Below are 26,854 nucleotides of genomic sequence, written 5' to 3'. Positions count from 1 at the left end.
CGGCTGACCGGGTTGCAGCGGACATTGACCTGACTGCCGGCACGACTTGTTTTGAATAAAGCCCAAACGCTGTCCACGCGCTATGACCCCCGTGAGCTCTCTGATGAGGAGTTGGTCGCGCGTTCGCACACGGAGCTGTTTCACGTAACACGCGCGTACGAAGAATTGATGCGCAGGTATCAACGCACTCTGTTCAACGTTTGTTCAAGGTATTTGGGGAACGATAGAGATGCGGACGATGTCTGTCAGGAAGTGATGCTCAAGGTGCTGTACGGCCTGAAGAACTTCGAGGGCAAATCGAAGTTCAAGACCTGGCTCTACAGCATCACGTACAACGAGTGCATCACGCAGTATCGTAAGGAACGGCGAAAGCGTCGCTTGATGGACGCGTTGAGTCTGGACCCCCTTGAGGAAGCGTCTGAAGAAAAGGCGCCGACACCCGAGGAAAAGGGCGGACTCGATCGCTGGTTGGTGCATGTGAATCCGATCGATCGTGAAATTCTGGTGCTACGTTTCGTCGCAGAATTGGAATTTCAAGAAATCGCTGACATCATGCACATGGGTTTGAGTGCTACAAAGATGCGTTACAAACGTGCTCTTGATAAATTACGTGAGAAATTTGCGGGCGAGACTGAAACTTAGTGCGTAGCAAATATCTCTTACGTGTAGGCAAGTTCTGTTAGACTTGTCGCCGAGTTGTCCCCCGGTTTGTGGGACTGCTTTACAATCACCAGATGGGGATTTAACGGATGAAACTGAAAAACACCTTGGGCTTGGCCATTGGTTCTCTTATTGCCGCTACTTCTTTCGGCGTTCTGGCACAAGGCCAAGGCGCAGTTGAAGGCGAGCTGTTCTACAAGAAGCAGTACAACGATAGCGTCAAGCACATCGAAGACGGCTTCAATCCTGGCGCTCGCATCGGTTACTTCTTGACCGACGACCTGTCCTTGAACCTGTCCTACGACAAGACTAACCACACCCGTTCGAACGACGGTACTGGTAGCCAGAAGATCAAAGGTGATACCGGCAGCCTGGTTGCCCAATACCACTTCGGTCAAGCTGGCGTTGACAGCCTGCGTCCATACGTTGAAGGCGGTTTCGGCCACCAGAGCCGTACCAACGTTCAGGCTGACGGCCACAGCGGTCGCGACCAGACCACTTTCGCTACCATCGGTACCGGCGTGAAGTACTACTTCACCAACAACCTGTACGCTCGTGCTGGTGTTGAAGCTGACTACGGTCTGGACAACGGCAAGTGGGACTACTCCGCACTGGTTGGCCTGGGTGTGAACTTCGGCGGTAACGCTGGCGCAGCTGCTCCAGCTCCTACCCCAGCACCAGCTCCAGAGCCAGTTCCAGAGCCAGAAGCTCCGGTTGCTCAGGTTGTTCGTGTTGAGCTGGACGTTAAGTTCGACTTCGACAAGTCGGTTGTTAAGCCTAACAGCTACGGCGACGTCAAAAACCTGGCCGACTTCATGGCTCAGTACCCAGACACCAACGTAGAAGTTGCTGGTCACACTGACTCCGTAGGTCCAGACGCTTACAACCAGAAGCTGTCCCAGCGTCGTGCTGACGCTGTTAAGCAAGTCCTGGTTAAAGATGGCGTAGCTCCTAGCCGCATCACCTCCGTAGGTTACGGCGAATCCCGCCCAGTTGCTGACAACGCAACTGAAGCTGGTCGCGCTGTTAACCGTCGCGTAGAAGCATCGGTTGAAGCTCAAGCTAAGTAATTAGCCGAGTTTCACAAAAAGCCCGGCTTAGGCCGGGCTTTTTTTCGCCTGCGATTTACCTCAAGCGCTGGCCGCTGCCGCATCGCACGCCATCTGTGCGGCGCCGGCAACACGGCCAATCACAAGGATTGCCGGGCTTTTCAGCGCAAAAGCCTGCGCGTCTTCATGCATGGCAATCAGGTGGCTACGGCATTCGCGCTGTTCGGGCAACGATGCATTTTCGATCATCGCCACCGGCATATCCGCAGCCATGCCGCCTTCCAGCAACTGTTGCCGGATTTCCTCGAGCTTTGCCACGCCCATGTACACCACCAGCGTCGTTCCGCCCTCGGCCAGTGCGCGCCAGTTCAGGCTGCTGTCATCCTGGGTATGCGCGGTGACCAGGGTCACGCCACGGCTCACGCCGCGCAGGGTCAACGGGATATCGCAATTCGTCGCTCCAGCCAGCCCCGAGGTGATGCCGTTGACCAACTCCACCTCGATCCCTCGCTCGCGCAGCCACGTCGCCTCTTCGCCACCGCGACCGAAAATGCATGGATCGCCGCCTTTAAGCCGCACCACGCACTTGCCCTGGCGCGCATAGCGCAGCATCAGGCGGTGAATAAACGCCTGCGGCGTGGAGCGACAGCCGCCGCGCTTGCCGACGGTTATCACGCGCGCGTCGGTGCAGTGCTGCAGGACGGCCGGGTTGACCAGATCGTCGATCAACACCACGTCTGCTTCATGCAGGGCCCTTACCGCCTTGAGGGTGAGCAATTCCGGATCACCGGGCCCAGCGCCTACGAGCCACACTTTTGCGCTCATGTTGTTCCCCTCACACACTGATTGCGATTGGCTGCGGGCCGACGGCCAGCAGACGTTTGATTTCCGGCACGCAGGAGCCGCATTGCGTGCCGCATCCCAGTTGCTGTTTGAGCCCGGTTAGGTCCAGGCCGCGGGCAATCCCGGCGCACACCGCGTTTTCGCTGACATTCTTGCAATTGCACAGGACCTTGCTGCTGGCCGCCGCTCCCCCCGGTGGGGCGCTCAGTGGCGCCAACAGCCAGCGACGCAGTTGATCGTCGGTGCGGCCCTCCAGCCACAGGCTTTGCAGCCAATGCCGGGCCAGGGTTTCACCGGCCAGGCGAACCGCCGTGATGCGGCCCTGTTCGATTTTCACCCGCTTGCCGATAGAGCGGCGCGGGTCGTCGTAGGCCATCACCGGACCGTCATGCAGGCCCAGCAACTGGTCGATGCGGGTCAGTATCTGCAGGTCGGGCGCCTCGGTATGGGCTGCACGCACCAGCAGCGCCGGTCGTTCACGTCCTGTCAGGCTTAGACTGACGTAGGCAAATGCTTCGCACAGCGGGCGCAGGGCGTCGAAGTGTCGTTGCACGTCACCCTCGATCAGCGCAAACAGCTGCCACGGCAGTTGCACCGCTTCCAGGCGCACACCGCTGTGTTTGAGTTCCGGCTGTTTCGACAACGGATCGAACGCCGGCTGGGTGAGCACATTCACGCCGCCTTTGAGAAAACGGTCGCCCCAATGCATCGGCAGGAACGCTTGACCGGGGCGCACGCTGTCATCGCCGGTGACCGCGACCACCAGATTGCCTCGGCGGCTTTTCAGGTTGACCAGGTCGCCTTCCTTGAAGCGGTGACGGCGCAACTCGTCCGGGTGCAGGCTCAGCAGCGCTTCGCTGACATGCCCGAACAGCTGCGCCGCCGTACCGGTACGACTCATGCCGTGCCACTGGTCGCGCAGACGACCGGTGATCAAGGTCAGAGGAAAGCGTGCGTCACGCTGCTCCCTGGCGGCGCGATACGGGTCGGCGACAAACTGCGCACGGCCGTTATCGGTGGGGAATATCCCGTCGACGTAGAGGCGTGGGGTCCCGGCCTGTGCGCCCATGGGAAACGGCCACTGTTGCGGGCCGAGTCGGTCAAGCAGGGCATGGCTGAGGCCTGACAAATCCAGGTCGCGCGCTTGAGTCAACAGCTTGAACTCGTCAAAGATCTGCGCCGGTTGCTCAAAGGCAAACAGGCTGTCCAGCCCCGGCCGCAGGCGGCGCTCCAGGCGCTGCGCGAAATCCACGGTAATTGCCCAGTCCGGTCGCGCTTCGCCCGGTGGTGTGATGGCGCGACGCACGTGGGAAATACGCCGTTCGGAGTTGGTCACCGTGCCTTCTTTTTCACCCCAACTGGCGGCGGGCAGCAGCAGGTCGGCGTAGGCGGCGGTTTCGGTGGTTCGAAAGGCCTCCTGCAACACCACGAACGGACACGCCGCCAGGGCTGCACGCACTGTATTCTGGTCCGGCAATGATTGGGCGGGGTTGGTGCAGGCGATCCACAGCGCCTTGATCTTGCCCGTCTGCACCTGTTCAAACAGTTCGATCGCCGTGAGGCCGGTGGTTGCGGGCAGTTGATCGACACCCCAGTACGCGGCTACTGCTGCGCGGTGCTCGGGGTTGGCGGCGTCGCGGTGCCCAGGCAGCAGGTTCGACAGGCTGCCGGTCTCGCGCCCGCCCATGGCATTGGGTTGGCCGGTCAGGGAAAACGGCCCGCAGCCTGGGCGGCCAATCGTACCGGTGGCCAGGTGCAGGTTGATCAGCGCGCTGTTTTTCGCACTGCCCGCGGTGGATTGGTTAAGGCCCATGCACCACAGCGACAAGAAGCTGCTGGAGGTACCCACCCACTGTGCGCACAGGCGCAACTGCTCGACGCTGATGCCGCACAGTTGCGTGACCATTTGCGGCGTGTAGTCATGCACCAGGCGTTTGAGCGCTGCCAGGCCGTCGGTATGGGCGTGAATGAACTCGCGGTCGATCCAGTCTTCCCACAACAACAGATGCAAAATCCCATGGAACAGCGCCACATCCGTGCCCGGCAGGATCGCCAGGTGCAGGTCGGCCAGGTCGCAGGTGTCGGTACGCCGTGGGTCGATCACCACCACTTTCATCTGCGGCCGTCGCGCCTTTGCCTCCTCCAGGCGTCGGAACAGTACCGGGTGCGCGTAGGCCATGTTGCTGCCGACGATCATCACACAGTCGCTGGTCTCCAGATCTTCATAGCTGCACGGTGGCGCATCGGCGCCAAGGCTACGTTTGTAGCCCACCACTGCCGAGGACATGCACAGCCGTGAGTTGCTGTCGATATTGTTGGTGCCGACCAGCGCCCGCGCCAGTTTGTTGAAACTGTAGTAGTCCTCGGTCAGCAGTTGCCCGGAGATGTAGAACGCCACGCTGTCGGGGCCGTGTTCGGCAATGGTGCGGGCGAATACGTTGGCCGCATGTTCCAGGGCGGTGTCCCAGTCGGTGCGGGCGCGGGCCAGGTCTTTGCCCAGACGCAGTTCCGGGTATAAGGCACGGGCGTCGAGGTCGCCGGTCAGGTGCAGGCTGGCGCCCTTGCTGCACAGTTTGCCGAAGTTGGCCGGGTGGTGCGGGTCGCCTTGCACGCCGAGGATGCGGGTGCCGTCATGCTCGATCAGCACGCCGCAGCCCACCCCGCAATAACAGCAGGTGGACTCCGTGACCTGGCGGTTCATCACCCTGCATCCCGCAGGGCCAGCATCACTCGGCCGTTTTCCACGCGGGCGAGGTGATGATGGGCGCAACCGATATCCGGCGCCTGGGCTTCGCCGGACGCCAGGTCGATCTGCCAGTTGTGCAGCGGGCAGGCCACGCGTTTGCCATAGATCAAGCCCTGGGACAGCGGCCCGCCTTTGTGCGGGCAACGGTCATCGAGTGCGAAGACTTCATCGTCGCTGGTGCGAAAAATCGCAATGTCGCCCTTGGGCCCGTTGATGATGCGCGAGCCCAGTGCGTTGATTTCTTCCAGGGCGCAGATATCCAGCCAGTTCATGCCGGCACCTCCAATTGCTTGACCGGGATCACATCGAATTCTTTTTTCAGCAGCGGCTGTTCCAGGCGTTCTTTCCAGGGGTCCTGCTCGAACGACAGGGAAAACTGCAGGCGCTCGTTGAGGGCCTGGCGCCGGGCCGGATCTTCCAGCACGGCTTTCTTGATATGGTCCATGCCGACCCGCTGCAGGTAGTGCACGGTGCGCTCCAGGTAGAAGGCTTCTTCGCGGTACAGTTGCAGGAATGCGCCGTTGTATTCGCGCACCTCTTCGGCGGTCTTGAGCTTGACGAAGAACTCCGCGACTTCGGTCTTGATCCCGCCGTTGCCGCCGATATACATCTCCCAGCCTGAGTCCACACCGATAATGCCGACGTCCTTGATGCCTGCTTCCGAGCAGTTGCGCGGGCAGCCGGACACCGCCAGCTTGACCTTGTGCGGTGACCACATGTTGAACAGGTCATGCTCCAGCTCGATGCCCAGTTGCGTGGAGTTTTGCGTACCGAAGCGGCAGAACTCGCTGCCCACGCAGGTCTTCACGGTCCGGATGGATTTGCCGTAGGCGTGCCCGGACGGCATATCAAGGTCCTTCCACACGCCGGGCAGGTCCTGCTTCTTGATGCCCAGCAAGTCGATGCGCTGGCCGCCGGTCACCTTGACCATCGGCACGTTGTACTTGTCGGCCACGTCGGCGATGCGGCGCAGTTCCGACGGATTGGTCACGCCGCCCCACATGCGCGGGACCACCGAATAGGTGCCGTCTTTCTGAATGTTGGCGTGGGCGCGCTCGTTGATCAGGCGCGATTGCGGGTCGTCCCTGGCCTCGCCCGGCCAGGTCGAAATCAGGTAGTAATTGAGCGCCGGACGGCAGGTGGCACAACCGTTGGGCGTGCGCCAGTTCAGGTAGCTCATGGTGCCGGCGATGGTCAGCAGGTGCTGCTCGCGGATGGCCTGGCGGATCTGCCCGTGGTTGAGGTCGCTGCAACCGCAGATGGCTTTTTCGCTCTTGGGCTTGACGTCGGCGGCCCCGCCCACGGTGTTGATCAGAATCTGTTCCACCAGCCCCACGCAGGACCCACAGGAGCTGGCCGCCTTGGTGTGCTTCTTCACGTCATCGACGCTGAACAGCCCCTGTTCCTGGATCGCTTTTACGATAGTGCCCTTGCACACGCCGTTGCAGCCGCAGACTTCGGCGCTGTCGGCCATGCTCATGGCCTTGTCCTGCCCTTGGTGGCCGACGTCGCCCAGTGCATTTTCGCCAAACATCAAGTGATCGCGAATCTCGCCAATCGCGTGGTTCTCACGGATCTGGCGGAAATACCAACCGCCGTCTGCGGTATCGCCATACAGGCAGGCGCCGACCAGGATGTCGTCCTTGATCACCAGTTTCTTGTACACCCCGCCGATGGGGTCGGAGAGGGTGATGGTCTCAGTGCCTTCGCCGCCCATGAAGTCGCCTGCGGAGAACAGGTCAATGCCGGTGACTTTGAGCTTGGTGGAGGTGACAGAACCTTTATAGGTGGCGAAGCCCAACTGGGCGAGATGGTTGGCGCACACCTTGGCCTGTTCGAACAGCGGCGCGACCAGGCCGTAGGCGATCCCACGGTGGCTGGCGCATTCACCGATGGCATAAATGCGCGGGTCGTAGGTTTGCATCGTGTCGTTGACCAGAATCCCACGGTTGCAGGGGAGGCCGGACTTTTCCGCCAGTTCGGTGTTGGGGCGGATACCGGCGGCCATGACCACCAGGTCGGCAGGGATGATCTCACCGTTCTTGAACTGCACCGAACCGACGCGGCCATTGCCGGCGTCGTGCAGGGCCTGGGTCTGTTCGCACAGGCGAAACACCAGGCCACGGCTTTCCAGCTCGGTTTGCAGCAGTTGGCCACTGGTCTTGTCCAGTTGCCGTTCCAGCAGCCATTCACCGATGTGCACCACGGTCACGTGCATGCCGCGCAGCATCAGGCCGTTGGCGGCCTCCAGGCCGAGCAGACCGCCGCCGATGACCACCGCGTGCTTGTGGGTTTTGGCGGTGTCGATCATGGCCTGGGTGTCGGCAATGTCGCGGTAGCCGATCACGCCCTGCAAGGTGTTGCCGGGAATCGGCAGGATAAACGGCGTGGAGCCGGTGGCGATCAGCAGGCGATCGTATTCGGCTGCAGTGCCATCCTCGGCGATGACGCGGCGCTTGACCCGATCGATCTGCACCACCTTGCGGTTGAGCAGCAGCTTGACGTGGTTGTCGAGGTACCAGTCCAGGTCGTTGAGTACGATCTCTTCGAAGGTCTGCTCGCCGGCCAGTACCGGCGACAACAGTATGCGATTGTAGTTGGTGTGGGGCTCGGCGCCGAACACCGTGATGTCGTACAGGTCGCTGCTGAGCTTGAGCAATTCTTCCAGGGTGCGAACCCCGGCCATGCCGTTGCCGATCATCACCAGTTTGAGTTTTTTCATGTCGCTCTCCGACCAATCACGCGCAAACAAAAAAAGGCGTCCCCGCTAGTTACCTAGCGAGGACGCCTTTGTCCTGGTCCCGTTCTCTCGGGAAGCTCGATCCTTCGACGTTGAAGGCGCGGCTATATGTGGGTTGTTGAGGAAGCTAATGCAGCCGCTGTGCCAAGTGTCGATATCCCGGTTTTATTGAGCGTTAAACCCCAGGAAACGGAGGATTTTGCCCGTTAGTGGTGCAATAGCCAGAACAGCAGCACCACATTGATCAGCAGCGAAACCGTCGCCAGGGTCTGCCAGACCTTGAGCGGTTCACGCTCCAGCAAGGGGCGCGGACGTACGCTGAGCTCGCGCCGGTCGGCCTGTTCCAGTACCAGCAGCCATTCTTCGGCGGTCTCATAGCGCTGCTGTGGTTGTGCGGCCACGGCGCGTTCAAGGCTTGCGGGCAACCAGTCCGGCACATCGGGACGGTAGCGGCTGGCGCTGACCGCTTGAGTGAAGTGCGGACGTTGGAAGGCCTCGATTTCGCCGTAGGGATAGTGGCCGGTCAGCAGGTAATAGAGGGTGACGCCGACGCTGTACAAATCCTGCTGTGGGGTAGGACGTTCACCGTTGAATGACTCCGGGGCGATAAAACTCGGGGTGCCGGGCAGTGCGCCGGCAGGGTCTTGCGACAGCCCCGGGCAGTAGGCCAGGCCGAAATCCAGCACGCGCAGTTCGCCGTCGTCCCCCAGCAACAGGTTTTCCGGCTTGATATCGCGGTGCAGGATCTGCCGCCGGTGCAGCAGGCCGACCGCGCGCAGCAAGCGTTCGGCGATGGACTGCCATTGCGCCAGGGGCAACGGGCCCTGGCGCTTGAACAGTTCGGCAAGGGTTTGCCCCGGGTATTCGCGCATCACGTAGTACAAATGCTGGCGCCCACTGGCGGCATGCACTTCAGGGAACGCGCGGCCGGCGACCCGGCGCAGAAACCATTCTTCCGAAAGCAGGGCCTGGGCGGCGTCAGTGTCGTTGTCGCGGCTTGATGGCAGGGTTTTCAGCAGCCAGGGCTGCTGCTGATCATCCCTTACCCTATACAGCAACGACTGTCGGCTCTGCGCCAGCAGGCTGTGCACCTGCCAACCCTCAAAATGTTGCCCGGCCTTTAGCGGTGGCGGCAGCGGCCACTGCTGCAACTGCACCAGCGCGTCGCCCAGTGTGGCGGCGCCAAGGGCATCTATGCGCACCAGCAAGGCGCTGGCATTGTCCTGGCTTCCGGCCAAATGCGCGGCATTGACCAGGGTGTTGACCGCCAGGTCCAGGTCGGTCTGCTCACGCAGAATCGCGCGGATGCTGTGGTCGCCCAACGTCGCCCAGACACCATCACTGAGCAGCAGGAAGCACTCACCTGCGCGCAGTTCTCCATCGAGAAAGTCCAGTACCAGGTGCTGGTCCAGGCCCAGGGCGCGCTTGAGCACATGCTGCATGCCCGGTTGGTCCCACACATGGTCCTCGCTGATGCGCTGCAGCTCGCCGTCCAGCCAGCGATAGGCGCGGCAATCGCCGACGTGGGCGAGGGTGAAACGCCGGCCGCGAAAGACCAGGGCGCTGAGGGTGGTCAGCAGCGGCTGACCGCCGCCATTGGCTTGCAGCCAGCGGTTCTGCGCGACCAATAAGCGCTCCAGCGCCTGGGCCACGCCCCAGGTCTGCGGCGTGGCGTAGTAGTCCAGGGCCAGTGCCTGCAAGGTTGAGCGCGCGGCCAGGCCGCCATCGGCGCACTGGCTGACGCCGTCGGCCAATGCACACAGGTAGCCTTTGCTCGCGGCCAGCTCCGCCCCGGGCGTGACCACCCGCAACGCGTCCTGGTTTTCTGCCCTGGGGCCAATCGCACTGGCCTGGGCGATGCTCAGTTGCAGGCTCATCAGACGCGGGCGGCGGTCACGGCAGCCGAACCCCAGGTGGTTCTCCAGCGGCGTTTGACGCCGTGCAGGCCAAACCAGGCCAGTACGCCGAGGCTGGCGAACAACCACAGGGCCAGTTGATAACTGCCGGTGCTCTGTTTGATCGCGCCCATGCCGGCGGCCAGCGCAAAGCCGCCGATGCCGCCGGCCATGCCGATCAATCCGGTCATCACGCCGATCTCACTGCGAAAACGCTGGGGCACCAGTTGGAATACCGCGCCATTGCCGGCGCCGAGGCCGAGCATGGTGCAGACGAAAAGCGCCAGCGCAGCGTAGGAACTGGGCAGGTTGAAACCCACCGCCGCAATGCAGATCACCGCCACGCTGTACATGCCGAGCAGGGTCTTGATCCCGCCGAAACGGTCCGCCAGGGCGCCGCCCAGCGGGCGCATCAGGCTGCCGCCGAAGACACAGGCCGCGGTGTAGTAGCCGGCGGTCACCGGGCTCAGGCCGTACTGGTCGTTGAAGTAGCCGGGCAGGGCGCTGGCCAGGCCGATAAAACCGCCAAAGGTTACGCTGTAGAAGAACATGAACCACCAACTGTCGCGATCACCCAGGGCCTTGAAATAATCGGCCATCGCCTTGGCTTTCGGGCGTTGCGGGGCATTGCGGGCGAGCCAGGCGAACACGATCAGGGTGAGAATCAGCGGAATCAACGCGAAGCCGAATACATTGCTCCAGCCAAAGGCCGCCGCCAGTACCGGTGCCAGCAAGGCGGCAAACACGGTGCCGGAATTGCCGGCGCCGGCGATGCCCATGGCTTTGCCCTGGTGCTCGGCCGGATACCATTGCGAGGCCAGCGGCAGGGCGACGGCAAAAGAGGCACCGGCCATGCCCAGGAACATGCCCAGCACCAGGGCTTGCTCGTAGCTGTGAATGCCCAGTTTCCAGGCGCAGAACAACGCCACGATGACAATCACCTGGCCAATCAGCCCGGCGGTCTTGGGCGACAGCTTGTCGGCCAGCATGCCCATAAGAAAGCGCAGCACCGCGCCCGCCAGGATCGGCGTGGCGACCACCAGGCCGCGCTGTTGCGTGGTCAGGTGCAAGTCGGCGGCAATCTGTACCGCCAGGGGGCCCAGCAGGTACCAGACCATGAAACTCAGATCGAAATACAGGAATGCGGCAAACAGGGTCGGGGTGTGCCCGGATTTCCAGAAGCTTGATTTCATCACGCACCTCAACGGTTGGGGGGGCTTGTCGGAAGACCTGGTGGCTCCATGCGCTGGGGCCGAAACGAAAAAAAACGCCGCCACCGGGTTCGCGAGGGCAAACCGGGTGTGCGACGTCTTTGTCGTTGATGGGGCAACCGCCGTTGGCTACCTGTAACGGTTCTTTAGCAAGAGCCGCGCCAGATCAGCCGAGCAGTTCGCTCATGGCAATAATCTGTTCGGCCACCTGAATCAGTTTCTGCTGGCGGCTCATGGCCTGACGGCGCATGAGGGTGTAGGCCTCTTCCTCATTGCAGTCCTTCATTTTCATCAGCAGACCCTTGGCCAGCTCGATGCGCTTGCGTTCCGCCAACTGTTGATCGCGGGCGTGCAGCTGGGCACGCAGGACCTGGTCGCTTTCAAAGCGTGCCATGGCCACCTCGAGGATCGGTTGCAGGCGCTGGGCCTGGATGCCTTCGACAATATAGGCACTGACCCCGGACTTGATCGCCTGGCGCATGACAGTCGGGTCATGTTCATCGGTGAACATCACGATAGGGCGGGGCTGGTCGCGGCTGACCAGCACCACCTGTTCCATCACATCGCGGCCGGGTGACTCGGTATCGATCAGGATCACGTCGGGGCGCACTGTTTCGACGCGTGCGGGCAAATCGATGGTCAGGCCGGATTCATCGATCACTTCAAAACCGGCCTCGGTCAGCGCGGCCTTGAGCCGGCCGACTTTGCGCGGGGTGTCGTTGATCAACAGGATTCGCAGCATGCTCGTGCTCCTAGCGCAGCGCTTGGCGGCTGGTGTCATCCGCCATGGCGTGCAGGCGGAAGCTGCGGGCATAGCCGGCGGGGTCGGAGCCGTCCCAGATCCTGCCGTCGATCAACTGGCTGCTGCGCATGTCCTGGGCATGGGGCGGCACGCCCACGGCGCTGGCGGCTTGACGATACACATCCAATTGTTGCACCTGGCGAGCGACGGCCAGGTAATCCGGGTCTTCGCGCAGCAGGCCCCAACGGCGAAACTGGGTCATGAACCACATACCGTCGCACAGGTACGGCAGGTTGACCGCGCCATCGGCGAAGAACCGCAGCGCATGCGGGTCCTGCCACTGGTTGCCCAGGCCGTCTTCGTAGTGCCCCAGCAGTCGTGGCTCGATGCAGTCCAGCGGTGCGTCGAGGTACTCGCGGGCGCTGAGCAGTTGGGCGGTGGAACGACGGTTTTGCGTGCTCGCTTCGATAAAGCGACTGGCCTCGAGAATCGCCATCACCAATACGCGCGCCGTATTGGGGTACTGGTCGACGAAGGCTTGGGTACAACCCAAAACCTTTTCCGGATGATTGGGCCAGATCGACTGGCTGGTCGCCAGGGTGAAGCCCTGGTTCTGCTGGACGGCGCTGGCGCACCAGGGTTCGCCGACACACAGGCCGTCGATGCGTCCTGCCTGCAGGTGCGCGACCATCTGCGGCGGGGGCACCACCACACTGTCCACGTCCCGCAGCGGGTGGATGCCCTGGCTCGCCAGCCAGTAATACAGCCACATGGCGTGGGTGCCTGTCGGAAAGGTCTGGGCGAAGGTGAGTTTTGTGCGGCTTTGGTGCACGTGGCGATCCAGCGCCTCAGGAGTGACCACGCCCTGCTGTTGCAGCCCACGGGACAGGTTGATGCTCTGTCCGTTTTGATTGAGCCCCATCAGCACCGCCATCGGGCTCGGCGCAACACCGCCGATGCCCAGGTGCACGGCATAGATCAGGCCGTAGAGGCTATGGGCGGCGTCCAGCTCACCGCTGACCAGTTTGTCGCGCAAGTTGGCCCAGGACGATTGGCGCTTGAGGTTCAGTGTGAGGCCGTAGGGTTGCGCAAACCCCTGGGTGGCGGCGACCACCAGCGAGGCGCAATCAGTCAGGGCCATGAACCCCAGGTCCAGGCTGCTTTTTTCCGGGGCGTCACTGCCGTTTACCCAGGCCAGCGCGGGGTTCACCGGGCTGCCGTCGACCGAATCGTTCATCAATACCTACCTTTTCTCGCAAAAAAAAGCGTCGCGCCCTCGGATGGCGATAGCAGCCATTGCAGGGAAACGACGCCTTTGTCCGTAGGCCCGCACCGTCGGTGGCGCGCGCCCTGATAGAGAGTGCGTAGCAAGGCACATGCCACGGGGCAGCCGTCAGCTTTCCATCATGATTGAACCTCGCCCGCCTTTCAGTATGGCCGCTCTTTTGCGTCCTCCCCCCAGGAAAACCCACGGTGCATGCTGATTCCGCCATTACGACCCGCCACCGCCTCGGCAGCATGCTGCTGTGGGTTGCGCTGTTGCTGGTCAGCCATGTGGCCCGGGGCGATCCGTATCAGGCCAGGGATGAGCGCCTGGACAGTTTTTTCACGGCGCTGTCGGTGCCGTTGGGGATGCCTGTGGTGGTCAGTCGGGAAGCGGCGCCCAAGCGTGTCAGCGGGACATTCGATTTTGACGCGCCGCAACAGGTCCTCGAAACGCTGGCCGGGCAGGAAGGCCTGATCTGGCACAGCGACGGGCAGGCCGTGTACCTCTACAACGCGAGCGAAGCCAGGACCACTGCGGTGGCGCTGCGCTACATCTCGGTCAACCGGCTGCGCGGCATCATGCGCCGAACAGGCATGGATGAATCGCGCTATCCCTTGCGCGACAGCGGGGTGCGTACGTTCTACGTGTCCGGGCCGCCAAGCTACGTCAGCCAGGTGCTGCGGCTGGCGCAATTGACGGACCGGCAACGCAGTGAACTGCGTGTGGGGGCGCAGGCCTTTGGTGTGGTGCAGGTGTTCAATACCCACGTCGAGGATCGGCAACATGGGACCGGCGCAAACAAGGTCACGGTGCCGGGCATGGCCTCCGTCATTCAAGGCCTGCTGGCCAGTGAGCAGAAGGGCCTGCTGGCGGACAAGAACCTGACGCTGATCGCTTATCCGGACACCAACAGCCTCCTGATCAAGGGCAAGCCTGCTCAGGTCAGCCTGATCGAAAAACTGGTGGATGAATTGGATGTGCCCAAGCAAGTCAATGAAATCTCGTCATGGCGTGTGGAAGCGGGTCGTGACGAATCGAAGCCCCCGGCCGGGCCGCCGCCGTTGACGGCCGCGCAGTATGAACGTGTGCAACGTGCGTTTGTCAGGTCGGGCGGCGAGCGTTCTCCCTGAATAAAGGCGTTAGTCCATGTACCTGGAAATACTGCTGCAGGAGCAACTGATCAGCCGCAAGCGACTGGCTGCGTTTGCGCCGGGCAAAGTCTTGCCTTTGGCACCCGAAGTCATCCATTGCGTGGAGGTTCGGGTCAATGGGCAACTGATGGCGGTGGGTGAGTTGGTGCAGTTGGAGGATCGATTAGGGGTTGAGCTGCATGAGGTGTATCAGGAGTGGCTGCCGTATTCCGGTTGAGGCGAATTGTCTTACAGCAAACCGCTGAAAGACGTCGATTGAATCGGGTTTTTCCTAACGTGATACGCGAGGGAGGTTTTTATAGTCATGGCATCGGGCAAGTGGGCCGTCACAGGAAGAATGGATTGAATGTCAGCAGTCGAACGTGCAGGTGCCTTATGGCGGTGGTGATTGAAGAGTCGACAAAGTCCCTGGTTTTCGCTGATTGGACCTTGCATGACGATGGTCGGCTGACAGGCAGGGACACCGATATTCAACTGCCGCCCAAAGAGGGCAGCGTGCTTCGATTGTTGCTGGTTTCCGGCGGTACGTTGATGACCAAGGACCGCCTGTTGGCGCTCGCCTGGCCCAGGGGCGAGGTGGCCGATGAGTCATTGACCCGTTGCATTTATGCCTTGCGCAAACACTTGAACGCCGACAAGGGGTTTATCAAGACCGTGTATGGCAAGGGGTATCGTTTTACCTGCCCCGTGCTGGCCAAAGACGCTGAGCCGATGCGGGTGCTGCACACGTGCGCGGCATGCGGACAGATCAGCCATGTCTAAGCGGTGGGGCAGGGGCCTGATCCTCGGCCTGCTGCTGGGCAGCAACCAGGCCCTGGCCTACTGCTGGGATGAGGTGGCGCGTCGCTACGACTTCGAGCCGGAGTTGCTGCAGGCGATCGCGGCGGTGGAGTCGGGGTACCGGGCGCAAGCGATCAACTCGGTCAACGCCAATGGCACCCACGATATCGGCTTGATGCAAATCAACAGCAGTCACTTGCCTCGCTTGCTCGAGCTGGGCATCACCGAGGAACGGCTGGTGAACGAGCCATGTCTGTCGGTGGAGGTGGGTGCCTCGATTCTTGCCGGTTTCGTCCAGCGTTTCGGCTACAACTGGACGGCGGTGGGTTCCTACAACGTGGGGCCGGGCGCCGGAGCGCAGCGTGACGCGTTGCGCCTGCGATACGCCGAAAAAGTCTGGGCGCGTTATGAGGCCTTGATGGCCCACCGTAATTGACGAGTCGGCGGCACGCCTCGCATGCAGCCCGTCTCCCCGGCTATAATCGCGCCACCTTTCGCCGCCATCCGAGTCTAGCCCGCCCATGTATACCCTGGCCCGCCAGCTGTTGTTCAAACTCTCCCCGGAAACCTCCCACGATCTGTCCCTGGACCTGATCGGTGCCGGTGGCCGCCTGGGGCTCAATGGCCTGGTATGCAAGGCTGCGGCGAAAGTGCCGGTGTCGGTGATGGGACTCGACTTTCCCAATCCGGTCGGGCTGGCTGCCGGTCTGGACAAGAACGGTGCGGCCATCGACGGATTTGCGCAGTTGGGCTTCGGTTTTGTCGAGATCGGCACCGTGACGCCTCGTGCGCAACCGGGCAACCCCAAGCCGCGGATCTTCCGCCTGCCGGACGCCGAGGCGATCATCAACCGCATGGGCTTCAACAATCTGGGCGTGGACCATTTGTTGTCGCGGGTTCAGGCGGCGAAGTACAAGGGCATCCTCGGCATCAATATCGGCAAGAATGTCGATACGCCGGTGGAGCGCGCGGTGGACGATTACCTGATCTGCCTGGACAAAGTCTACGCCCACGCCAGCTACGTCACCGTCAACGTCAGTTCGCCCAATACCCCAGGTTTGCGCAGCCTGCAGTTCGGTGACTCGCTCAAGCAATTGCTCAAAGCGTTGCGCCAGCGCCAGGAAGACCTGGCGGTGCGCCACGGCAAGCGGGTGCCGTTGGCGATCAAGATCGCGCCCGATATGAGCGACGAAGAAACCGTGCTGGTAGCCCAGGCCCTGGTGGACGCGGGCATGGATGCGGTGATCGCGACCAACACCACCCTCAGTCGTGCGGGCGTCGAAGGCCTGGCCCACGGTGACGAGGCGGGCGGTCTGTCCGGCGCGCCGGTGCGGGACAAAAGCACCCATATCGTCAAGGTGCTGGCCGCCGAACTGGCGGGGCGCTTGCCGATCATCGCGGTGGGCGGAATCACCGAAGGCAGGCACGCGGCTGAAAAGATCGCGGCGGGCGCAAGCCTGGTGCAACTGTACTCGGGCTTTATCTACAAGGGCCCCGCGCTGATTCGCGAATCGGTGGACGCGATCGCCGCCTTGCGCTGAGCAATCGTCAGGCAATAAAAAGGGCTCCCTGAAGGAGCCCCTGGGCCGAAGCCCGCCGCCCGGATAGGACGTGCGTGGTTAAGTCGTTATCTATTCAAGTTGATGTGTCGGATTGTAAATGCCCTGATTAGCCGACGGCGTGAAGTTCGTTGAGTCTGTGGATGCCCGCAGTGCCAGTCATACCGTCCCAGTTGTCGCCACGTCCTTCTCGCCAGCCATTGATCCAGGCTTGGCGTACCGACGGTAGAGTAAATGGGCAAAGCTCACGGGATTTTCCATGAACGCCATATTGATATCCGCGTAAAAATGCTCTTTCCAACGGATCACGCTTAAGTCTTCTCATAGGGTGTTTCCCTCACTTGTTGACTGTCTAGATATCCTTCGGCCTCGTCTGAGGCCGGGCAGAGTTTTCTGCCGTTGGTGGGCTCGCTGCCGGCGTGGCGAGCCGATGTGTCGGCGTCGTTACGGCGCCAACCTGTGTTGAGTTCTAACCAATAGGTCACATGGATTCAATGATCGTTTTGTCATAAGCACGTAACGATAACGATGCTATAGCCATAAGCTGGGATGGCTTTTCGCCCCTTTTTTCAAGCAAAGCCAGCTATGATGTGCCCTGCGAAGGAAATGTGATTAATCCTTTGGTGAGAATGACCCCCTGTTGCAGTCGGTTATTATTCGACGAAGGGTCGGAATATTTCTTTTTGTTGCTTCAAATTCTTTTTCTGCACCGTCGATAAAGGCCCGAGGGCCCGGCAGACGGGGTGGAACGGCACATTCGTGCCACGCGGGCGCTCTTCAAGAAAAGTGCTTGATTGAAAACCGAGCCGGCGATGCGTCGCCCGTTCATTTATTGCTGAAAAGCCTGGAATGCCCCATGTCGGACCGTTTTGAACTCTTCCTCACCTGCCCCAAGGGCCTCGAAGGCCTGCTGATCGAGGAAGCCGTCGGGCTTGGCCTTGAGGAAGCCCGCGAGCACACCTCGGCCGTGCGCGGCATGGCCGACATGGAAACCGCCTACCGCCTGTGCCTCTGGTCGCGCTTGGCCAACCGGGTGCTGCTGGTCCTCAAGCGCTTCCCGATGAAGGACGCCGAGGACCTCTATCACGGCGTGCTGGATATCGAATGGGCCGACCACATGGTCAGCGACGGCAGCCTGGCGGTGGAATTCAGCGGTCACGGCTCGGGCATCGACAACACCCACTTCGGCGCGCTCAAGGTCAAGGATGCGATTGTCGACAAGCTGCGCACCCCGACCGGCGAACGTCCGTCCATCGACAAGATCAATCCGGACCTGCGCATCCACCTGCGCCTGGACCGTGGCGAAGCCATCCTGTCCCTCGACCTGTCCGGCCACAGCCTGCACCAGCGCGGCTACCGCTTGCAGCAGGGCGCCGCGCCGCTGAAGGAAAACCTCGCGGCGGCGATCCTGATTCGCGCCGGCTGGCCGCGCATTGCTGCCGAAGGCGGCGCATTGACCGACCCGATGTGCGGCGTCGGCACCTTCCTGGTTGAAGGCGCCATGATCGCCGCCGACATGGCCCCCAACCTCAATCGCGAACTGTGGGGCTTTACCACCTGGCTCGGGCACGTCCCGGCGCTGTGGAAGAAACTGCACGCCGAGGCCACTGAACGTGCCGCTGTCGGCATGAACAAAACCCCGCTGTGGGTGCGTGGCTACGAAGCCGATCCGCGCCTGATCCAGCCGGCCCGCAACAACATCGAGCGCGCAGGCCTGAGCCACTGGATCAAGGTGTACCAGGGCGAAGTCGGCACGTTCGAGCCGCGCCCGGACCAGAACCAGAAAGGCCTGGTGATCTGCAACCCGCCGTACGGCGAGCGTTTGGGTGACGAGGCCAGCCTGTTGTATCTCTACCAGAACCTCGGCGAGCGTCTGCGCCAGGCCTGCATGGGTTGGGAAGCCGCCGTGTTCACCGGCGCGCCGGACCTGGGCAAGCGCATGGGCATTCGCAGCCACAAACAGTATTCGTTCTGGAACGGCGCCTTGCCGTGCAAATTGTTGCTGATCAAGGTCAACCCCGATCAGTTCGTCACCGGCGAGCGTCGCACCCCGGAGCAGCGCCAGGCCGAGCGTGAGCAAGCGGCCTACGACCAGGCTCCGACCGAACCGGCAGAGCGTCAGTACAACAAGAACGGCAACCCGATCAAGCCGGCCCCGGCGCCGGTGGTCGAACAGGCGCGCCTGAGCGAAGGCGGGCAGATGTTCGCCAACCGCCTGCAGAAAAACCTCAAGCAGCTGGGCAAGTGGGCCAAGCGTGAGGGCGTGGATTGCTACCGTGTGTACGACGCCGACATGCCGGAATATTCCATGGCCATCGACCTGTATCACGATTGGGTGCATGTGCAGGAATATGCCGCGCCCAAGTCCATCGACCCGGAGAAGGCCTCGGCGCGCATGTTTGACGCGCTCGCGGCGATTCCCCAGGCGCTCAACGTCGACAAGAGCCGCGTGGTGGTCAAGCGTCGCGAGCGCCAGAGCGGCACCAAGCAATACGAGCGCCAAAGCGCCCAGGGCAAGTTCACCGAGGTCAGCGAAGGTGGCGTGAAGCTGTTGGTCAACCTCACCGATTACCTGGACACCGGCCTGTTCCTTGATCACCGGCCGATGCGCATGCGCATTCAGAAGGAAGCGGCGGGCAAGCGTTTCCTCAACCTGTATTGCTACACCGCTACCGCCAGTGTGCACGCGGCCAAGGGCGGCGCGCGCAGCACCACCAGTGTCGATTTGTCCAAGACCTACCTGGACTGGGCGCGGCGCAATTTTTCCCTCAACGGGTTTTCCGACAAGAACCGCCTGGAACAGGGTGACGTGATGGCGTGGCTGGAAGCCAGTCGTGACGAGTTCGATATGATTTTCATCGACCCGCCAACCTTTTCCAACTCCAAGCGCATGGAAGGCATCTTCGACGTCCAGCGTGACCACGTGCAGTTGCTCGACCTGGCCATGGCGCGCCTGGCGCCGGGGGGCGTGTTGTACTTCTCGAACAACTTCCGCAAGTTCCAGCTGGAAGACAACCTCAGCGAACGCTATGCGGTCGAGGAAATCAGCGACAAGACCATCGACCCGGATTTCGCGCGTAACGCGAAGATCCATCGGGCGTGGAAAATCAGCGCACGCTGAGTCGCCGATGGGGGAGGTAGGAGCGAGCTTGCTCGCGAAAAACGTCAACGATAACGCGTGATTCCTGAATGAACGCGTTGCCGGTGAGTTTTTCGCGAGCAAGCTCGCTCCTACCTGATGGTATTAGGGCAAACCCCCTCCCACATTAAGCGTGCGCATTTTTTACACTGGTCAAACCCCCGACGGATGGCTATAACTTAACGTCCAGCCAAAGTGACACCCCGCACGCTGGCGCTGTGAGTGTTGCCTATGCCGATGCAAGCCGTACGCCCGAAAATCCTTGGTTTTATCAGTGAACAGGCATCGGCTTGGCTGGTGGCATTGGTGGTAATGGCAACGGGTAGCGCGCTGACCCTGGTCATCGCGTGGGCCGCTGCCGACCTGTATCAGCAACAGGTGCGCCAGCGCTTCCAGTTGCTGGTCAGCGAGCGCTATAGCCGGATTCAGGAACGCTTCGAAGACCAGGAGCTGCGCCTGGATAGCCTGCGGCGTTTTTTCGTCAATTCCGACGAAGTGTCCCGCGCCGAATTTGACGGCTTCGCCCAGTCCCTGTTGTTGCACGCGCGTGCCTATGCCTGGGCGCCGCGAGTGTCCGGGGATCAGCGCAGCCAGTTCGAACAGACCATCTCGCGCCAGCGTGGCGCACCTTTCACCATCCGCGAATTGAATTCGGCGGGCGAGCTGGCGCCGGCGTCCGAGCGCGATGAATACGTGCCGGTCCTATATAGCCAGACCCAGAGTCTGTTGGGCTCGCCAATGGGTTTTGATCTGCTGGCCCAACCCCTGCGGCGCGCGGTTGTCGAGCGCGCGCAAGCCAGCGGCCAGGCGGCGGTGTCCCAGCCCATGCAACTGGTGGGCCTGGAGCCGGCGTATGCCGCCGGGGTGCTGCTGGTGGCGCCGGTGCGCAAAACGGTCGATCCCCAGCCGTACGGCTATGTAATGGCGGTGATCAGCATGCGCCAGCTGGTGGCCGAGGGTTTGCCCAAGTCCAGCCGGGATAACCTGGTGATGCAGATCGTCGATACCTCCGACACTGAGCAGCGGGTGCTGTATGCGTCGAGCAATGTGCCGGGCGACAGCGATCTTGTCGCTGCCCGACGACTTACCCTCGGTGACCACGTCTACGCGCTGAGCCTGCGCGCCAGCGAGGTATTCGACAAGGCCAACCATTCTTCGACCCACACCATATTGGTCATGGGCGTGCTGCTGAGTGCGCTGCTCGCGGCTCTGCTCTATGTGTTGGTCAGCCAACGCCAGCGGGCGCTGGCACTGGTGGAGCAGCGTACCGCGCAGTTGCGCCTGCGTGAACAGGAACTGCGCGGCGCACACGGCCAATTGCGCAGTGTGCTGGACGCGGCAACGCACGTCGCAATCATTGCCACTGACTTGCGCGGTGTCATCAACATGTTCAATGCCGGCGCCGAACGGATGCTGGGATTCAAGAGCGAACACGTGGTGGGCCACCTGACGCTGGAAAGCCTGCACCTGGCCTCGGAGCTTGAGGCCCGCGCCACGCGTTTGAGCGCGGCGCTGGGCAAGCGTATTACGCCGAGCCAGGCGATGCTGGTGGAAAGTCCGGACAGACAGCACGACGCCCGCGAGTGGACGCTGGTGCGTGAGGACGGTAGCCCTTTGACCGTGAACATGCTGGCCACTGTGTTGCTGGATGACCATGGCCTGTGGGTCGGGCACCTGGCCATTTACCTGGATGTCACTGAGCAGAAGCGCGCCTACGAGGCCTTGGCGGCGCGGGATCGCTTGCTGAAAAAACTCAGTGTCCATGTACCTGGCGGTATCTTCCAGTTCACACTGGAGCCCCACGATCGCTGGCGCTTCATTTACACCAGCGAAGGCATGCGCGATATCTATGAAATCGAGCTTGGCGTGTTGCAGCAGGATGCGGGCAAAATCCTGGAACGCATTCACCCCCAGGACCTTGAGCGGGTACGCGCGTCAATACGTTTGTCGGCGCTGCAATTGAGCCATTGGCGCGAAGAATATCGCGTGCAGTTGCCCCAGCGGGGCCTGCGCTGGATTCGTGGCGAAGCGACCCCGGAAGAATTACCCGGCGGCGGTACGTTGTGGCACGGCTATGTGTCGGATATTTCCGATCTAAAGCGCGTGGAAGACGAATTGCGCACGCTGTCCATCACCGACTCCCTGACCGGCATCCACAATCGCCGCTACTTCCAGGACCGCATGAAAGTCGAACTGCTGCGCCTCAACCGCACATCGGGAGCGCTGTCGGTGATCATGCTGGACATCGACCACTTCAAACGGATCAATGACCAGCACGGGCATGGTATCGGCGACGACGTATTGCGCGAGCTGTGCAAGCGAATCAGCCAGCGCCTGCGCCGCACCGACGTGTTCTGCCGGCTGGGTGGAGAAGAGTTCGTGGTGCTCTGCCCGCATACCGATAGCGCCCAGGCCTATTGCCTGGCGATGGAGTTGTGGCAGTCGTTGCGCAGTGTGCCGATGGCACCGGTGGGCGTCGTCACCGCCAGCTTTGGGGTCGCCAGCTGGCGGATCGATGAAGGTATCGACGGGTTGCTGCTGCGCGCGGATTCGGCTGTCTATGTCGCCAAGCAGGCGGGCAGGGACCGGGTGGAACCCGCTCCCACAGACTGAACCGGTGCTCTATAGCACCGGCGCGGCTGCCACTGCTTTCGGCTGGCGATACAGGTCAAGCAGCACCTGGTCCAGCACCGACGACGCGCCCCACGGCTTGGAATCGTTGAGAATCGCCACCACCGCCCAGGTGTTGCCATTGTTGTCGCGGCTGAACCCGGCGATGGCGCGCACGGTGTTCAAGGTGCCGGTCTTCACATGGGCTTCGCCGCGCATCGCGGTGGTCTTCAGGCGTTTACGCATGGTGCCGTCGGTGCCGGCGATCGGCAGCGAGCTGATGTATTCGGCGGCGTAGGGGCTTTTCCAGGCCGCTTGCAGCATGGCCGCCATCTCACGGGCGCTGACCCGTTCGGCGCGGGACAGGCCGGAACCATTCTCCATCACCAGGTGTGGCGCGGTAATGCCTTTCTTCGCCAGCCACTGACGCACCACGCGTTGCGCGGCCTTGGCATCGTCGCCATCGGCATCGTTGCGAAACTGCGCACCCAGGCTCAGGAACAGTTGCTGGGCCATGGTGTTGTTACTGTATTTGTTGATGTCGCGGATGATTTCCGCCAGGTCCGGCGAGAAGGCACGGGCCAGCACCTTGGCATCCTTGGGCACCGGCGCCTGGATATCGCGGCCCTGGATGGTGCCGCCCAATTCCTTCCAGATCGCACGCACGGCGCCGGCGGTGTAGGTGGCATGGTCGAGCAGCGACAGGTAGGTCTGCGAACTGCAACCGTCCGCCAACTGGCCACTGACGGTCACGGTCACACTGCCATCGGCGGCGGTCACCGGGCTGTAACGTACGTCGCCGGTGCACTGTTTGGCGTTGGAGACTTTCACCTGGTTGTCGATGCGAATGCTCGCAATCGGCGGCTCGACCGACACGATCACCCGCCCGGCATCATTGCGCGTCACAAAGCGCAGCGCCTTGAGGTTGACCAGCAGGGCATCGGGCTTGACCAGGAACGGCTTGTTCTCGTCGTTGCCGTCGTCATTGAACTCCGGCAACTGTGGCTGCTGGAAGAAGTTGCGATCCAGGACCAGGTCGCCGGTGACCTGCTGTACGCCGTTGGCGCGCAGGTCGCGCATCAACAGCCAGAGTTTCTCCATGTTCAGCTTGGGATCGCCGCCGCCCTTGAGATACAGGTTGCCGCGCAACACGCCGCCACTGAGTACGCCGTCGGTGTAGAACTCGGTTTTCCACTGATGGTTGGGGCCGAGCATTTCCAGGGCCGCGTAGGTCGTCACCAGTTTCATGGTGGAGGCCGGGTTCACCGAAACGTCGGCATTGAACACGGTCGGCGTACCGGGGCCGTTCAAGGGCAACATCACCAGGGACAGGGCGGTATTTTGCAGTTTGGCCTTCTGAAGGGCCTGGGCAACGCTGGGGGGCAGGGTGTTATTGACGGGGGCGGCGGTGGCATGCAGGGCCAATGGCAGAAGAACACCGGCGAGGAAAACAGAACGCAACGATTTGATCATAAAAAATAAGACCCTACTGCTGAGGAGGGTGAAAAAGGCGAGGGGTATACAAGAAAAATCCCTCATTGGTCATGAAAGTGTCGGCATTATGCCCCAAGCCGAGCTTACTTGTAGCTGAACGATAGCGGGTAATCCGGGTTTTTTTATCGGCCAAACGCCGCCCGTCCCAGAGAGTCGGGCAATTGCCGCCTTAAACTGCTAAAGTGCCGGCCGTTATTACTTAAGAGGATTGTTCCAATGGCGACTAACCGTTCCCAGCGTCTGCGCAAAAAACTGTGCGTTGATGAATTTCAAGAGCTGGGTTTCGAACTGAACCTGGACTTCAAAGAAGGCCTGAGTGAAGAAGCTATCGACGCTTTCCTCGAAGCATTCATCAAAGAAGCCATGGAAGCCAACGGTCTGGGTTATGTCGGCGGCGATGACTACGGTCTGGTTTGCCTGCAGAAGCGTGGCTCGGTCAACGAAGAGCAGCGTGCTGCCGTTGAAGCCTGGCTGAAAACCCGTTCCGAGCTGACCAAGGCTGAAGTCAGCCCGTTGCTGGACGTGTGGTATCCGGAAAAGCCGATCAACGCGGCCAAGTGATACTCAAAAAAACGGCGACCTGAAGGTCGCCGTTTTTTTATGCCCTGCGCCCGTTCAGAATCAGCAGCGTCAACACTCCCGCCACAATCCCCCAGAACGCCGAACCAATGGAAAACAGCGTCAGGCCTGACGCGGTGACCATGAAGGTGATCAACGCCGCTTCCCGTTCCTTCGGCTCACTCATGGCGATGCTCAGGCCATTGATGATCGAGCCGAACAACGCCAGCGCCGCAATCGACAGCACCAGTTCCTTGGGCAACGCGGCGAAGAGCGCCGCCAATGTGGCGCCGAACACCCCGGCAATCCCGTAGAACACCCCGCACCAGACGGCAGCTGTATAGCGCTTGTTGCGGTCTTCGTGAGCGTGCGGCCCGGTGCAGATCGCCGCGCTGATGGCCGCCAGGTTGATGCCGTGGGAGCCAAAGGGCGCCAGCACCAGCGAGGCGAGGCCGGTGCTGGTGATCAATGGCGAGGCCGGCACGGTGTAGCCGTCGGCGCGCAGCACGGCGACCCCCGGCATGTTCTGCGAGGTCATCGCCACCACGAACAGCGGGATACCGATGCTGATGGTCGCCGCCAGCGAAAAGTGCGGCGTGGTCCATACCGGTGTCGCGACTTCCAGATGAAAGCCGCTGAAATCCAGCAACCCCATCAAGCCCGACAGCAGGGTGCCGCTCACCAGTGCGGCCAGCACCGCATAACGCGGCGACAGGCGCTTGATGATCAGGTAAGTGAAAAACATCCCCAGCACCAGGCCGGTGCGATGCTGCGCGGCGACGAAGATTTCACTGCCGATCTTGAACAGAATCCCCGCCAGCAACGCCGCCGCCAGCGACGCGGGGATACGCTTGACAAGTTTTTCAAAGCTGCCGGTCATCCCGCAGATCGTCACCAGCACTGCGCAGGTGATGTAGGCACCGATGGCCTCGCCGTAACTGACGCCGCCCAGGCTTGTGATCAACAGCGCCGCGCCGGGTGTCGACCAGGCGATGGTGATCGGCGTGCGATAACGCAGGGACAGGCCGATGCTGCACACCGCCATGCCGATGGAAATCGCCCAGATCCACGAGGAAATCTGCGCCGTGGTCAAACCGGCGGCCTGGCCGGCCTGGAACATCAGCACCAGCGAGCTGGTGTAGCCGGTCATCATGGCGATGAAACCGGCGACGATGGCCGAAGGTGAAGTGTCGGCCAGCGGGCGCAGCGGCGCTTGGGTGGCGTCGGTCATGAAAGGGTGTTCCTTTTACCTGACTCCGCACGCTGTAGGAGCGAGCTTGCTCGCGAAACTCGCCAACGATAACGCGCGCAATCAGATTAAACGCGGCGCCCTTGGGTTCTTCGCGAGCAAGCTCGCTCCTACAGCGGGATGTCGTTCATGGGAAATCGTGGAATCAAGCCTAAACTCAAACGCAGCGACCCATTGCAATACAGCCGGCGCCGCAAACAGCCGTACAGTGTGTTGGCGCATTGGGTTGTGTACAATGTGCCGTGTTTTCAGGCGATACTTGCCAGCGACTCCCTGTTGCCGTATTACCTTAAAGTTGTCGTATTACCGTTAATTCGCCGCCGTTCTCCCTACCCGAGTGCCCATGAACGAACAGTTGCAACCTCTCAAGAAACAACCGCGCGCCGGCAAGACCGGTCGCAGCGGAACCCAGGACGATATCGTCTACGCGCATATCTTCGAGGCGATCCTCGAACAACGCCTGGCACCTGGCACCAAATTGAGTGAAGAGGCACTGGGCGAAATCTTCGGCGTGAGCCGTACCATCATTCGCCGCGCGTTGTCGCGCCTGGCCCATGAGGGTGTGGTGTTGCTGCGGCCCAATCGTGGCGCGGTCGTCGCCAGCCCGAGCGTCGATGAAGCCCGCCAGGTGTTCATGGCGCGGCGTCTGGTGGAGCGGGCAATCACCGAGTTGGCGGTGCAGCACGCTACCGCCGAGCAACTGGCCGAGTTGCGCCAGATGGTCAACGACGAACGCGACAGTTTCTCCCGTGGTGACCGTGGCGCCGGTATTCGCCTCTCCGGCGAATTTCACCTGAAGCTGGCCGAAGCGGCGAAGAATGCGCCGCTGATCAGCTTCCAGCGCAGCCTGGTGTCCCAGACCTCATTGATCATCGCCCAGTACGAAAGCGGCAACCGCTCGCACTGTTCCTACGATGAGCACACCCAGTTGATCGACGCGATCGAAGCCCGGGATGCGGTACTGGCGGTGGATTTGATGATGCATCACATGGATCACATCGACAGCAAGCTCAACCTCGATGAGGAAAGTGCGTCGGATGATTTGCATGCGGTGTTCTCGCATCTGTTGCAGACCAAGAAGGCGGGGCGCTCTTCGGTAAAACTGTAATTTCCCTGATTCACCGGGGACAAAAATGTGGGAGGGGGCTTGCCCCCGATAGC

The 26,854-nt window shown here is 61.6% G+C and carries 21 protein-coding genes and 1 pseudogene; 11 read left to right on the top strand and 11 right to left on the bottom strand.

From position 1 onward, the window contains the following. The first annotated feature begins 51 nt into the window (after positions 1 to 51). Positions 52 to 642: an RNA polymerase sigma factor SigX gene (gene sigX / locus BFQ00_RS24470; protein ID WP_057721193.1), complete on the top strand. Its 591-nt coding sequence runs from the start codon at positions 52 to 54 to the stop codon at positions 640 to 642. Positions 643 to 749: 107 nt separating this feature from the next. Beyond that, positions 750 to 1,730 carry an OmpA family protein gene (locus BFQ00_RS24465; RefSeq protein WP_065934995.1) on the top strand — a complete coding sequence of 327 codons (981 nt, stop codon included), beginning with the start codon at positions 750 to 752 and terminating at the stop codon, positions 1,728 to 1,730. A gap of 60 nt (positions 1,731 to 1,790) precedes the next feature. Here the strand turns inward: BFQ00_RS24465 and cobA are convergent, their stop codons facing one another. From cobA to BFQ00_RS24425, 8 genes are all read right to left on the bottom strand, one after another. Then, the gene (gene cobA, locus BFQ00_RS24460; RefSeq protein WP_065934994.1) at positions 1,791 to 2,534 is read right to left on the bottom strand and encodes a uroporphyrinogen-III C-methyltransferase; all 744 of its coding nucleotides are present in this window, start codon (positions 2,532 to 2,534) and stop codon (positions 1,791 to 1,793) included. Between the two features lie 10 nt (positions 2,535 to 2,544). After that, positions 2,545 to 5,253 (bottom strand): nitrate reductase, encoded by a 2,709-nt coding sequence (locus tag BFQ00_RS24455; protein ID WP_065934993.1) that lies wholly within the window; start codon positions 5,251 to 5,253, stop codon positions 2,545 to 2,547. Next, positions 5,253 to 5,570 (bottom strand): nitrite reductase small subunit NirD, encoded by a 318-nt coding sequence (nirD, locus tag BFQ00_RS24450; protein ID WP_057721197.1) that lies wholly within the window; start codon positions 5,568 to 5,570, stop codon positions 5,253 to 5,255. Before nirD ends, BFQ00_RS24455 begins: the two co-directional genes overlap by 1 nt. After that, a complete protein-coding gene (gene nirB, locus BFQ00_RS24445) occupies positions 5,567 to 8,020 on the bottom strand; it encodes a nitrite reductase large subunit NirB (RefSeq protein ID WP_065934992.1) in 2,454 nt (817 codons plus the stop codon). Before nirB ends, nirD begins: the two co-directional genes overlap by 4 nt. 224 nt (positions 8,021 to 8,244) lie before the next feature. Next, positions 8,245 to 9,915: a bifunctional protein-serine/threonine kinase/phosphatase gene (locus tag BFQ00_RS24440; protein ID WP_065934991.1), complete on the bottom strand. Its 1,671-nt coding sequence runs from the start codon at positions 9,913 to 9,915 to the stop codon at positions 8,245 to 8,247. Continuing rightward, positions 9,915 to 11,126 carry a nitrate/nitrite transporter gene (locus BFQ00_RS24435; RefSeq protein ID WP_065934990.1) on the bottom strand — a complete coding sequence of 404 codons (1,212 nt, stop codon included), beginning with the start codon at positions 11,124 to 11,126 and terminating at the stop codon, positions 9,915 to 9,917. Before BFQ00_RS24435 ends, BFQ00_RS24440 begins: the two co-directional genes overlap by 1 nt. A 184-nt stretch (positions 11,127 to 11,310) precedes the next feature. Continuing rightward, complete coding sequence (locus BFQ00_RS24430) at positions 11,311 to 11,886, bottom strand: ANTAR domain-containing response regulator (protein ID WP_065934989.1); 576 nt, start codon at positions 11,884 to 11,886, stop codon at positions 11,311 to 11,313. 10 nt (positions 11,887 to 11,896) lie between these two features. After that, complete coding sequence (locus tag BFQ00_RS24425) at positions 11,897 to 13,123, bottom strand: CmpA/NrtA family ABC transporter substrate-binding protein (protein ID WP_065934988.1); 1,227 nt, start codon at positions 13,121 to 13,123, stop codon at positions 11,897 to 11,899. 281 nt (positions 13,124 to 13,404) lie between these two features. Between BFQ00_RS24425 and BFQ00_RS24420 the strand changes: the two are divergent. The 5 genes and pseudogenes from BFQ00_RS24420 to BFQ00_RS24400 form a co-directional block, all read left to right on the top strand. Next, a pseudogene (locus BFQ00_RS24420) lies at positions 13,405 to 14,193 on the top strand (secretin N-terminal domain-containing protein); the annotation flags it as partial. Between the two features lie 106 nt (positions 14,194 to 14,299). Further along, complete coding sequence (locus BFQ00_RS24415; RefSeq protein WP_065887857.1) at positions 14,300 to 14,521, top strand: FliM/FliN family flagellar motor switch protein; 222 nt, start codon at positions 14,300 to 14,302, stop codon at positions 14,519 to 14,521. A 158-nt stretch (positions 14,522 to 14,679) separates the two neighbouring features. Next, the gene (locus BFQ00_RS24410) at positions 14,680 to 15,066 is read left to right on the top strand and encodes a winged helix-turn-helix domain-containing protein (RefSeq protein ID WP_065934987.1); all 387 of its coding nucleotides are present in this window, start codon (positions 14,680 to 14,682) and stop codon (positions 15,064 to 15,066) included. Beyond that, a complete protein-coding gene (locus tag BFQ00_RS24405; protein WP_065934986.1) occupies positions 15,059 to 15,520 on the top strand; it encodes a transglycosylase SLT domain-containing protein in 462 nt (153 codons plus the stop codon). Before BFQ00_RS24410 ends, BFQ00_RS24405 begins: the two co-directional genes overlap by 8 nt. An 85-nt stretch (positions 15,521 to 15,605) precedes the next feature. Beyond that, complete coding sequence (locus BFQ00_RS24400) at positions 15,606 to 16,625, top strand: quinone-dependent dihydroorotate dehydrogenase (RefSeq protein ID WP_065934985.1); 1,020 nt, start codon at positions 15,606 to 15,608, stop codon at positions 16,623 to 16,625. 127 nt (positions 16,626 to 16,752) lie between these two features. Here the strand turns inward: BFQ00_RS24400 and rmf are convergent, their stop codons facing one another. Continuing rightward, a complete protein-coding gene (gene rmf, locus BFQ00_RS28675; RefSeq protein ID WP_002553055.1) occupies positions 16,753 to 16,968 on the bottom strand; it encodes a ribosome modulation factor in 216 nt (71 codons plus the stop codon). Positions 16,969 to 17,499: 531 nt separating this feature from the next. Between rmf and rlmKL the strand changes: the two genes are divergently transcribed. After that, entirely contained in the window at positions 17,500 to 19,764 is a 2,265-nt protein-coding gene (gene rlmKL, locus BFQ00_RS24395) for a bifunctional 23S rRNA (guanine(2069)-N(7))-methyltransferase RlmK/23S rRNA (guanine(2445)-N(2))-methyltransferase RlmL (protein WP_065892350.1), read from the top strand. A 249-nt stretch (positions 19,765 to 20,013) separates the two neighbouring features. Next, positions 20,014 to 22,395 carry a sensor domain-containing diguanylate cyclase gene (locus BFQ00_RS24390; protein WP_065934984.1) on the top strand — a complete coding sequence of 794 codons (2,382 nt, stop codon included), beginning with the start codon at positions 20,014 to 20,016 and terminating at the stop codon, positions 22,393 to 22,395. A 9-nt stretch (positions 22,396 to 22,404) separates the two neighbouring features. Here the strand turns inward: BFQ00_RS24390 and dacB are convergent, their stop codons facing one another. Then, complete coding sequence (gene dacB / locus BFQ00_RS24385; RefSeq protein WP_065887863.1) at positions 22,405 to 23,865, bottom strand: D-alanyl-D-alanine carboxypeptidase/D-alanyl-D-alanine endopeptidase; 1,461 nt, start codon at positions 23,863 to 23,865, stop codon at positions 22,405 to 22,407. Between the two features lie 237 nt (positions 23,866 to 24,102). Here dacB and BFQ00_RS24380 point away from each other — a divergent pair, with 237 nt between their 5' ends. Beyond that, the gene (locus BFQ00_RS24380) at positions 24,103 to 24,447 is read left to right on the top strand and encodes a YggL family protein (protein WP_057721210.1); all 345 of its coding nucleotides are present in this window, start codon (positions 24,103 to 24,105) and stop codon (positions 24,445 to 24,447) included. A gap of 37 nt (positions 24,448 to 24,484) precedes the next feature. Here BFQ00_RS24380 and BFQ00_RS24375 read toward each other — a convergent pair whose 3' ends face one another. Next, positions 24,485 to 25,675, bottom strand: coding sequence for a benzoate/H(+) symporter BenE family transporter (locus tag BFQ00_RS24375; protein ID WP_065887864.1), 1,191 nt, complete (start codon positions 25,673 to 25,675; stop codon positions 24,485 to 24,487). 361 nt (positions 25,676 to 26,036) lie between these two features. On the opposite strand from BFQ00_RS24375, the gene BFQ00_RS24370 reads away from it, so the two are divergent. Next, positions 26,037 to 26,801 carry a GntR family transcriptional regulator gene (locus BFQ00_RS24370; protein ID WP_065887865.1) on the top strand — a complete coding sequence of 255 codons (765 nt, stop codon included), beginning with the start codon at positions 26,037 to 26,039 and terminating at the stop codon, positions 26,799 to 26,801. Positions 26,802 to 26,854: the final 53 nt, after the last annotated feature.

It is taken from the genome of Pseudomonas sp. 28 E 9, from assembly GCF_900004785.1.
Classification (GTDB): Bacteria; Pseudomonadota; Gammaproteobacteria; order Pseudomonadales; family Pseudomonadaceae; genus Aquipseudomonas; species Aquipseudomonas orientalis_A.
This window is presented reverse-complemented; position numbering and strand designations above follow the sequence as displayed.